At 69.6% G+C, this 10,549-nt stretch carries 7 protein-coding genes and 1 pseudogene; 2 read left to right on the plus strand and 6 right to left on the minus strand.

Going from position 1 to position 10,549, the window contains the following annotated elements:
* The 5 genes from ACY5KJ_RS05825 to ACY5KJ_RS05845 all read right to left on the minus strand — a co-directional run.
* Window positions 1-668 (minus strand): Rossmann-fold NAD(P)-binding domain-containing protein (locus ACY5KJ_RS05825; RefSeq protein WP_462202941.1); only part of this gene is annotated, 668 nt, incomplete at its 3' end.
* Window positions 669-765: 97 nt separating this feature from the next.
* Window positions 766-1,776: a zinc-dependent alcohol dehydrogenase gene (locus ACY5KJ_RS05830; RefSeq protein ID WP_462186642.1), complete on the minus strand. Its 1,011-nt coding sequence runs from the start codon at window positions 1,774-1,776 to the stop codon at window positions 766-768.
* Window positions 1,777-1,846: 70 nt separating this feature from the next.
* A complete protein-coding gene (locus ACY5KJ_RS05835) occupies window positions 1,847-3,367 on the minus strand; it encodes an aldehyde dehydrogenase family protein (protein WP_462186641.1) in 1,521 nt (506 codons plus the stop codon).
* Window positions 3,368-3,698: 331 nt separating this feature from the next.
* Complete coding sequence (locus ACY5KJ_RS05840; protein ID WP_462186655.1) at window positions 3,699-4,376, minus strand: AMIN-like domain-containing (lipo)protein; 678 nt, start codon at window positions 4,374-4,376, stop codon at window positions 3,699-3,701.
* Window positions 4,377-4,537: 161 nt separating this feature from the next.
* A complete protein-coding gene (locus tag ACY5KJ_RS05845; protein ID WP_462186640.1) occupies window positions 4,538-7,663 on the minus strand; it encodes an ADP-ribosylglycohydrolase family protein in 3,126 nt (1,041 codons plus the stop codon).
* Window positions 7,664-8,075: 412 nt separating this feature from the next.
* On the opposite strand from ACY5KJ_RS05845, the gene ACY5KJ_RS05850 reads away from it, so the two are divergent.
* Both ACY5KJ_RS05850 and ACY5KJ_RS05855 read left to right on the plus strand, forming a co-directional pair.
* Window positions 8,076-9,710: an NAD-binding protein gene (locus ACY5KJ_RS05850; RefSeq protein ID WP_462202942.1), complete on the plus strand. Its 1,635-nt coding sequence runs from the start codon at window positions 8,076-8,078 to the stop codon at window positions 9,708-9,710.
* Window positions 9,707-10,051: a hypothetical protein gene (locus ACY5KJ_RS05855; protein ID WP_462202943.1), complete on the plus strand. Its 345-nt coding sequence runs from the start codon at window positions 9,707-9,709 to the stop codon at window positions 10,049-10,051. Before ACY5KJ_RS05850 ends, ACY5KJ_RS05855 begins: the two co-directional genes overlap by 4 nt.
* 378 nt (window positions 10,052-10,429) lie before the next feature.
* Here ACY5KJ_RS05855 and ACY5KJ_RS05860 read toward each other — a convergent pair.
* Window positions 10,430-10,549: pseudogene (locus ACY5KJ_RS05860) on the minus strand (IS5 family transposase); the annotation flags it as partial.

Here is a 10,549-nt window from a genome sequence, read left to right on the forward strand (position 1 = left end):
TCGGGCTCACCCAGGTCGAGGAAACTCGCACCGAGCGAGGTCACCTCGCCCCGCGCCTCCGGGCGGATGTCATAACCGCGGACGACCGCGCCGAGCCGGTGGGCCGTGCCGATCGCGGCCAGCCCGGCCACGCCCGCGCCGAGTACCAGCACCTCGGCGGGCCGGGCCGTACCGGCCGCCGTCATCAGCAGCGGGAAATAACGCGGGTAGGCGTCGGCGGCGACCAGCACCGCCTTGTACCCAGCCACATTCGCCTGAGAGGTCAGCGCGTCCATGGACTGGGCCCGGCTCAGCGTCCGCGGCAGCCCGTCGAGGCTCACCGCGGTCACCCCCGCCCCGGCCAGCTGCGCCATCACCTGCGGCTGCAGCAACGGCACCAGCAGCCCTACCAGGGTCTGCCCGCCGCGCAGCAACGCGCGCGTCTGCGGGTCCGGGAGGCTGACCGACACCACCACGTCTGCCCGCGCGAACAGGTCGCGCCGCGCGACGACGGTGGCGCCGGCCTCGGCATAGGCGCCGTCGGGAAACCACGCGCCACGTCCGGCTCCGGTCTCGACGAGCACGTCGAGACCGGAGCCGACCAATCGGCCCACGACTTCCGGAACCATGGCCACCCGACGCTCGCCGGGCGCGGTCTCCATGGCCACGCCCACAGTAAGCGGACTCATGGTCTTTCCCCCTTTCGGGATTCTCCTCGTGTTCTCTTCCCCGTTGGGGCGGGGATGAGGACCGATGGCCGTGCGGGCCGGGTCGGAACGGGCCAGATCAGAACTCGAACACCAGCCGGGCCGGGACCCTGCTGTCCAGGACCTCGTCCATGCAGGCGTTGACGTCGTCCAACTTCCGGCCGGAAGCGATCACCCTGGTCCGGCCGGCCGCGTGCAGCCGGAACACCTCGGCCAGATCGTTGCGGGTGCCGACGATCGATCCCTTGACCGTGATCCCCTTCAGGACCGTGTCGAAGATCGGGATGGACATCGTGCCATCCGCCGGCAGGGCCACGCAGACCAGCCGGCCGCCGCGCCGCAGCGACGCAAACGCCTGCTCGAACGAACGGGGCGACGCGGCGAGCGCGACCGCCACGTCGGCGCCGCCCAGCCGCTGGATGGCCTCGACCGGGTCGGCGGTCCGCGCGTTCACCACGTGGTCGGCGCCCAGTTCGGTGGCCAGCTCCAGCTTGGCCTCGGTGACGTCGACCCCGACGGTGAAACCACCCGCGATGCGGGCGTACTGCAACGCCAGGTGGCCCAGCCCGCCGATGCCGAACACGGCCACCGTCTCGGCCGGGGTCACCCCGGCTACCTTGACGGCCTTGTAGGTGGTCACGCCGGCGCAGGTCAGCGGCGCGGCGTCGAACGACGGCACATCGCCGGGCACCGGCACCGCGTAGTCCGCGTCGGCCACCGCGTACTCGGCGAACGCACCGTCGATCGAGTAGCCGCTGTTGCGCTGGCTCTCGCACAGCGTCTCCCAGCCGCCGACGCAGTAGCGGCAGCGCCCGCAGGCATGACCGAGCCACGGGATCGCGACCCGGTCGCCGGTCGCGCGCCTGGTCACCCCGGCGCCCACCGCCTCGACCACGCCGACGCCCTCGTGACCCGGGACGAACGGGGGAGTCGGCTTCACCGGCCAGTCACCGCGCGCCGCGTGGATGTCGGTGTGGCACAGGCCGCTGGCCTCCATCCGCACCAGGATCTGCCCCGGCCCCGGCACCGGGACGTCCCGGTCCTCGATACGCAACGGTGCCCGGAAATCGGTGACAACTGCTGCCTTCATAACATCCTCCAGTCAGGGGAATTGTCGGTGGGAAATGCCAATGGAATCTGAAACCCTGGAATCCGAGACCCTAGAACAGGCCGAGCGCGTTCTCGTCGTAGCTGACCAGCATGTTCTTGGTCTGGCTGTAGTGCTCCAGCATCATCCGGTGGTTTTCGCGGCCGATGCCGGACACCTTGTATCCGCCGAACGCCGCGCCCGCCGGATACTGGTGGTAGCAGTTGACCCAGACCCGGCCGGCCTTGATGCCCCGGCCCATCCGGAACTGGCGGGCACCGTCCCGCGTCCACACGCCGGCACCGAGCCCGTAAGGCGTGTCGTTGGCGATGGCCAACGCCTCGGCCTCGTCCTTGAAGGTGGTGACAGCCAGTACCGGGCCGAAGATCTCCTCCTGGAAGACCCGCATCTTGTTGTGGCCCTTCAGCAGCGTCGGCTCGAAGAAGTAGCCGTTCGCGAACTCTCCGGCCAGCTGCGTCCGGTGCCCACCGGCCAGGAGTTCGGCGCCCTCAGCCAGGCCGATGTCCACGTAGGAGCCGATCTTTGACAGCTGCTGCGCGGAGACCTGCGGGCCCAGCATCGTCGCCGGGTCCAACGGGTTGCCCTGCTGGATCAGGCCGACCCGTTCCAGCGCCCGCGCCATGAACTCGTCGTAGATCGACTCCTGGATCAGCGCCCGGGACGGGCAGGTGCACACCTCGCCCTTGTTGAACGCATACAGCACCAGCCCCTCGACCGCCTTGTTCAGATAGGCGTCGTCGGCGGCCAGGACGTCCTCGAAGAAGATGTTCGGGGACTTCCCGCCCAGCTCCAGGGTGACCGGGATGATGTTCTGCGCCGCGTACTGCATCATCAGCCGGCCGGTCGTGGTCTCACCGGTGAAGCCGATCTTCGCGATCTTCGGGCTGGTGGCCAGGGCCCTGCCGACCTCGGCGCCGGGCCCGTTGACGATGTTGACGATGCCGGGCGGGATGACGTCCTGAATCACCTCGGCGAGCTTGAGGATCGACCACGGCGTCGGTGACGCCGGCTTGATCACCGAGCAGTTACCCGCGGCCAGCGCGGGCGCCAGCTTCCACGCCGCCATCAGCAGCGGGAAGTTGAAGGGGATGATCTGCCCGACCACCCCGAGCGGCTCGTGGAAGTGATAGGCGTAGGTCTTGCCGTCGATCTCGGAGATCGACCCCTCCAGGGTGCGCGCCGCCGCGGCGAAGTACCGGAAGTGGTCGGCGGCCAGCGGGATGTCGGCAGCCAGCGTCTCCCGCACCGGCTTGCCGTTCTCCCAGCTCTCCGTGACCGCGAGCATCTCCCGGTTGGCGTCGATCGCATCCGCCACCGCGGTCAGCACCTCGGCCCGCTCCGCCGGGGACGCGGCGGCCCAGGAGCCGGCGGCGGCGTGCGCTGCGTCCAGGGCGTCCTCGACATCCTCCGCCGCCGACCGCGGTATTTCACAGATCGGCTGCGCCGTGGCCGGGCTAAGGTTGGTCGAATATTTACCGGCCCGCGGCGGCAGCCACTTTCCGCCGATGAAGTTCTCGTACCGGTCCGTAACATGGACGATACTGCCTGGTTTTCCAGGTGGGACGTACGTCATGACAGCCTCCCGGTCTCCACAGGGCGGGCACGCCTTCCGACGTGCCCCGACCGGCACGTATGTTTCTCTGCCGAGGCCAAGCATCCCATATCGCGCCAGTCCTGACAGCGGGTGCGGAAGGTCCTGACCCCCGATGCCGAACGGGCCGTTCCCGGGCCAGTGCCGGGCAGCCTAAGTTGATCATGCTGTTGTGCTGGGTTTTCGGGGTGCGGCGCGGTGTGGCTCGATGACCGGCGACGGCAAAGAGGGAACTGCCCGCGCCAGGGAAGCGCGACAGGTCACGGGCCGAGGCCGGCCGGCAGACCTCGCCGGCAGACTTCACCGGCAGACCTCAGGCGGCGAGGTCGATCACCACACGCGACGGGTTCGACAGTTCGAGCACCCGGAAGCCGACCCGATCGTCGACCCCCAGGCCGAAATGGACGTATCCCTCGTAGTCGCCGGTCATCCGATACTGGACAAGCGCGGGAAGCCCGCCGCCGGCCTGCGGTGTGCGCAGCGTCGACCTGCCGGTCTCATCGTGGGCCACGGCCGGGAACAACACCACTTCCAGGAACGCCTGCCCCCGGAGCGGGACCGCAACGCCCTCGCCTGGCGACAGCACCTCGGCCACGTAACGCACCTCGTAGCCAGGGATCTGCCCTTGGAGCTCGATCGTCAGCCGATCGAAAGCCATCCCGCCGGCGACGTTGTGCGCGCTGCGCACTGCGACGACCGTCGCGTTACCGTACAGCGGATGCTCGACGCGGCGCGGTTCGCTCGACCAGACCGGCTCCCGCGGCGTCGCGGTTGTGGAAGGCGACGTCACCACCGGTCCACCCGGCGAGCGGGAGGACACGGACGGAGAAGGCGCCGGCGAGGTGCCGGACACCGATGGCTTCGACGTGGTGATGTCGGTGGAGCCGCCGCCACCGGCACCGCCGCCACATCCCAGCAGCACGAGCAGCGCGCCCGCCAGCAGCGCCACCGCCCCGATCCATCGCCGGCCCGTTGTTATCCGCACCTTCATGTAACTCACCTCGCCGCCCAGCTCACCTCGCCGTCCCGGGTGGCCGAAAGGGACCTTCGGCAGGGGGACGGTCGGGTTAACGTCCCCCCGAGCAGGTGAGCCGGAAGCACCACGGAGCGCCGGCACGGCTCGAACCGATGGGAGATCTGATGTGCGTGAGCTCAGCTCCCGGGGTAGCGGGTGGACCAGGCCGGGGTGGCCGCGCCGGAGGCGTCGGAGACGGTCGCGGTGTTCTCGATCTCGGTTACCAGATCGTCCGCGACCTGCCCGACCAGCTCATAGCCCGCCAGCTCCTTCAGCCAGGCTGCCGGCAGTGCCGGCTCACCCAGGGCGGCGCCAACGAGGTTCCCGCAGATCGCGCCGGTCGAGTCGCTGTCGCCGGAGTGGTTGACCGCCGCGAGCAGCGCCGTCTGCGGATCGTCGGGCGCCGCCACCGCGCAGTACACCGCGATCGCCAGCGCCTCCTCGGCGACCCAGCCGGCGTCCAGCGATTCCACGCGTTCCGCTGTGGGCGCACCGTCCGCTGCCGTTCCGAGAGCCGCCCGCAGAGCTCTGGCCACTTCCTTGCCGTCGCGTTCGGCCGACAGGCGGCCGAGGGCCGATGCGGTGGCCTGGGTGATGCTCGCGCCGTCCACCATCGCGGCGACGATCCACGCGAACGCGCCTGCGGCGAGGTACCCGGAGGGATGACCGTGGGTGAACACGGCGCATTCGACCGCATGGTCAAAGGAGGTTTCCGGGCCCCGCTGGAGCAGCCCGAACGGGGCCGAGCGCATCACCGCCCCGCACCCCTTGCTGTCGGGGTTCGCCGGCCGCGCGAGCGTGCCCGTCTCGGGGCGCCCCAGCCCGGACAGGCAGGCGTTCCCCGGAGCGCGCCGGGCATACATCAGCTGCTGCGCCGCCAACCAGCCGTCCATCTCCCCGGCGGCCGGACCGGTCCGCCGCTGCGTCGTGAGCCAACGCTGGTAGGCGCGCCACAGCACCGCGGGCGGATCGGCGATGCCCCGGGAGCGGCTGCGGACCGAGGCCCGGATCAGACCCTCCACGGTAAACAGCGTCATCTGGGTGTCATCTGTAAACGGAGCGTGTACCCCGTAGGCGGCCGTGAGGCCGATGACCCCCGCCGTCCCGTACTCCCGTCGGATCTCGTCAAGCGACTGGAATTCGATTGCCGCACCGAGCGCGTCTCCCAACGCCCCGCCCAGCAGGCAGCCCCGGACCCGGTCCTGGTAGGAGAGGCCGGAGTTCGCATCGTCCGTGGGCGCCGCCGCACGCCGCTCTGATGGCCACAGGCTGACCGCGAGCCCCACGGCGGACCGAGCGGCCGGGGCGGCCAACAGACGTTCTTTGGTTCCGGCGGCGGCTCCCTGGCTCTCTTCCGGGGCTTCGAGTTCGGCGGCGGCGGCGAGTTCGGCGGCGGTCATGCGTTGGCGGGCCAGTGCCCGGCCCGACCTGCTGAGAATGACACCCTCGGCGGCCAGGATCTCCCGTGGATCGTCGGTGCGTTCCGGATCGGGCCAGCGGAAGTCCGGGGAGATGGAACCGTTCAGGAGCAGGACGCGGTGGGCGTTGGAGATCCGGGCGCTGGCCAGCTTGGCTCCCACCGCGACGGCGTGGGACCCGATCACCTCCGCGACGTCGGAGTAACTGGTCCAGCGGCCGGGTGGGATCGCAGCCAGTACCCGGATCATCAGGGTCCATCGCTGGTCCTGGGGTGGCGGGACCACGGACTCGTCCGGGCCGGGCCAGATCTTCACGATCCGCTCGGCGAGCGCCCGGCCGCGATTTTGGATCTCCTCCCGACCCCACCTGTCCTGACCGGCGATTTCTCGGTTCATCGCCAGCCCGCTGTCGGCCAGCAGCTTCTTCTTCTCGGTGAACTCGTGGTCGGCGAGTTTCGGATTGTAGGCGGTGAGCGTCAGATTGCCCAGAGTATGGACGAGCCTGCGGTGCAGCTCGTCGCGCGTCTCACCCTCGTGGGCATCGGCGTCGAGAACCGCTTTCCATCCCGGTCTCGACAATGACTGGGGGAGGATGTGTTCAACCGTCAGCTTCACGCCCCAGTCGACCGGTTCGAGATGCTCGTAGTCCTCTTCCAGGCCGCGCAACACATAGGTGCGCTGAGGGCCGCGCCCGGTCCAGTAGAAGGGATTGAGCAGGACGGCTTCCTTCACAAGCTGATCGGTCGGGAACTTCTTACGCGGGCCGGAGAGAACCCGCGTGATCGCGGCGGCGGTCGGCGTCTGGTCGCCGAGCTCCTTGACGAGCGACATGAGGATGCGGTTGCTGTTGGCGCTCGCGATGCCGACCAGCATCCGCCGCACCAGGTAGCTCTCCACCACCCGGAGTGCCGCGGCGGCCTCGGTGGCGTCGAGACGGTCATTCGCATGCGCGATCAGCACGTGTAGGACGGTCGGCCGGACGACGTCCGCCCCCCCACCGGCGCAGCCGGTGTAGGGCCTGCCGCAGGACCGGGTCCTCCTCCCGGTCCGGATCGAGAATCCGGCTGAACAGCAGGTCCGCCTGGGTGAGCCGGCGGCCGGTGTGGTTGAGCGAGATGCGGTAGACGTCGTCGTCGACATGCGCGCGATCTCCACGATTGCGAGCTGACCGACCATGGTCTGCTCGATCAGTGCTGCATCCAGCGGGTCGTCGGCGTCGCGCAACGCGGCGAGTTCCTTGCGGAAGAACTGGTATGCGTCGCCAATCCCGGCCCGGCCTCCTGCCTCCGGCGACCGCTCGACGAGAGCGGTCCAGGCGGTCCGGTCGGCTCGCGTCGGTAGCAGAGTGTAACGTTCGGTTCCGGCCGCGTACCTGTTCATGAGGTACAGATCGTCGATCTTCGCCGCGAGCATCTGATCGTCATCTCGGACATGATCGCGGATCGCGCAGAGCAGGATGCTCAGCGCCGTCAGCCGTTGCTGACCGTCCACCACCAGCCAGATCGCCACTCCGGCTGGCGTCGTCGACGGGCTCGGCGCGAGAACCAGCGAACCCAGGAAGTGCGTTGCCGCTGGACCGGCGGCGGCCACGCTCGTGATGTCGGCCCAGAGTTGCCGCAGGTTGGCGCGTTCCCAGCTGTAGGGGCGTTGATACAACGGGACGACATACTGGCACTGACCCTGGAGGAGTTCACCCAGAGTAGTTTCGTTCGCCTTCGCTGTCGCTCTCCGCCCTGCCTGTTTAGCCGAATCCGAACCGTTTTGCCACTCACCGTCGGAAAAGACTATCGGAGGCGACGGATCCGCCCACCGGGTCCGTGCCTGGCCGTCGCCGCGGGCCGGCATGAGAAACTGGCGGCCGCGGACGAATCCCCATACCCCAGGTCAGCGCGGTGCCTGTTCCTCCCGTGGCGCGCCCGATCCCGGCCGGGTCCGGCGAGGACCGGCCAGGTGCCCACGGCGCTGCGGCGCCACGGCGTGCCGAGCGGTGTTGATCGGCCCCGGACCGATTCGGTTGAGGATGGTCCGGTCGAGGCATGAGTGGGACGGGACCGGTCCGGCGTGCTGGAGGGGGTGGCATGGCAGCGGGTTCTGGAAGTTCCGGCGCGACCGGAGGCAATGGCACCGTCAACGGTCAGGGAGGTTCAGGTGCCTTCGGTGGTTCGGGTGGTTCCGACCCGTCGGGTCACGTCATTGTCTGCGGGCTGAGCAACCTGGGGCTCCGCTCGCCGAACAGCTCCGGGCGTCGGGTGTGACGGTGGTGGCTATCGACGATCGGGTCGCCCCCGCCACCCGGCGCAGGGTGGAGCGGTGGGGCGTGCGGGTCCTGGTGGAGAGTACCCGTGGCGCCGGGGCGCTGCGCGAGGCCGGCATCGCCGCGGCGCTCGCGGTCGTGTCCTGTCACGAGACGGACCTCGACAACCTGGGCACAGCGATGGTCGCGGCCGAGACGGCCCCCGGTGTCCGGCTCGTCGTGGCCATCAGTAACCGCCAGCTCGGCGACCAGCTCGCGGACGCGCTCAGCCAGGTCCGGGTGCTGAACCGGGCCGAGCTCGCGGGGCCGAGCTTCGTCGAGGCGTGCGTCCGCTCGGACGTGACGCACGCCTTCCCGATGGACGAACGGTCCGATGCCGAGGTCTTCGCGGTGATCGAGGAGTCGATCATAGGCCGGCATGCCTTCCGGGCCCGCTATGGCGATCTGACCCCGATCTCGCTGCGCCGCGCGGGGGCGCGCCTCCCCGAGCTCTGCCCGCCCCGCGACGTCTCGCTGCGCCCCGGCGACCGGCTGACGCTCCTCGGGCGGCTGTCGGAGTTCCACGAGCGGGGCATGACGGTCGCGGGCCTGCACGACGCGCGGCTGTTCGCCGCGCTGGCCGGCGGCTCGGCCGATCATGGCGATCCCGGCGAGCCCCGGGGGGTTCGGGGGGTCTGGCGGGGTACGGTGGCCAGGTTCCGGGAGATCGTCTCGATGATCCGTGGGGAGCTCGACCCACCCTTCCGGTTCGCGCTCGCCGCCGTACTGACGGTCATGATGGTCGGTACGGTTGTGTTGTGGTTGACCTACGCCAGCCACAATGAGTCCGCACCCGCCGAGTTCGGCCCGCTGGACGCGCTCTACCTCACGGTCGCGACGATGGCCACGGTCGGCTACGGCGACTTCAACTTCGGCGCCGCCGACGAGTGGCTGCAGATGTTCGGCATCGGACTGATGCTGCTTGGCGCCCTGTCGATCGCCGTCGTCTATGCGTTCATTACCAACATCATCATCGGCCGTCGGTTGGAGCGGGTGATGAGACGCGGGCGGGCCGGAGCGGTGCGTGGCCATGTCATCCTATGCGGGCTCGGCTCGGTGGGGGTCGCCACGATGAACGGCCTGGTGCGCGCGGGCCGGCATGTGGTGGTGATCGAGCGTGACGAGAACAACCGGTACCTGCCCGTCGCCCGTGAACGTGGGGTGCCCGTGATCATCGGGGACGCCACCGTCCGCTCGACGCTGCTGGAGGCCGGCCTCGCCCATGCCGCCACGATCGCCGTGCTCACCAGCGACGACGTCGCGAACCTGGAGGCCGTGCTGTCGGCCCGGGAGGCGCACGAGGAGTTGCGGGGGGCGCGGGCGGCCCGCAGCGCCGCCCGGCGGGGCGCCCGGCGGGGCGGCGGGCGCCCCGCGGCCGGATGCGGGAGTTCGACCCGGACACGCACTATCCCGACCTGCGGGTGGTGCTGCGGATCTTCGACACCACGATGGCCGACGAGGTCGAGCGGCGCTTCGGCATCCATACGGCACGCAGCGCGTCCGCCCTGGCCACGCCGTATTTCGTCGGCGCGGCGCTCGGTTACGACGTCATCAGTACTTTCTACGTGCAGCGCACGCCGTTCCTGGTGGCCAGGATGACCATCCACGCCGGCGGCGGGCTGGTCGGCCCGACCCTGCGGGAGCTGTCCACCGGGACCCGGGTGCTCGCCGTGATCACCACAGCCGCGAACGCGGACACCGGCGGCGGCGTGGACCGGGACGGCCAGGGGGCGCCCGGCGGCGGGCCGGACTACCGGCCGGGACGCCACACCCGGCTCCGGCCCGGGGACGAGCTGTTCGTGGTGGGACCGGTGAACCGGATCGTCGACATGGTGCGGCGCAACCAGCAGGTTGACATCCCCGCGCGGCACCGCCCCGCCGACGGGACCGCCGGCGGTCCCGGTGCCGGCGGCGAGGTCACCGCGGCGGGAACTGCGTAACAGCCTCACCGTGGTGTTGCGCTACCTGGACGAGTGGCCGCGCGGCGCATAGGGGACGTAATGAAGTAACAAATACGTGATCGAGAGCATCATCGCAGGTCACAGGCCTGTGGAGGGTTCGAAACGCGCAAGTTGTTTCATTTCGACTCCATAGCCATGCCCGGATCACAAAACAATGTGAATATTTACTGCCTATTTGGATAAAAGGGAAGAATGGGACGTCTGCCTGGAGGCGATGAACCGCCTCACGGTCGACAGTCCGCAGCCGTCCGTCACGCCCGAGCTGTTCAGCCGGATCATCAACGACCTGGACCTGGACCTGGACCTGGACCTGACCTGGACCTGTGACCGGCTCGGCCTAGGGCCTGTTTGGGAAGTTTATCGGGGCAGCCATTTGTTGATCGCGGCGATGGTGGCTGTTGCTTCGTAGCGGACGGCTAGCTTGTTGTAGCTGGTCGCGACCGCCCGGTGGCGTTTGAGCCGGTTGATGCCGCCCTC

It is taken from the genome of Frankia sp. CcWB3, assembly GCF_977927595.1.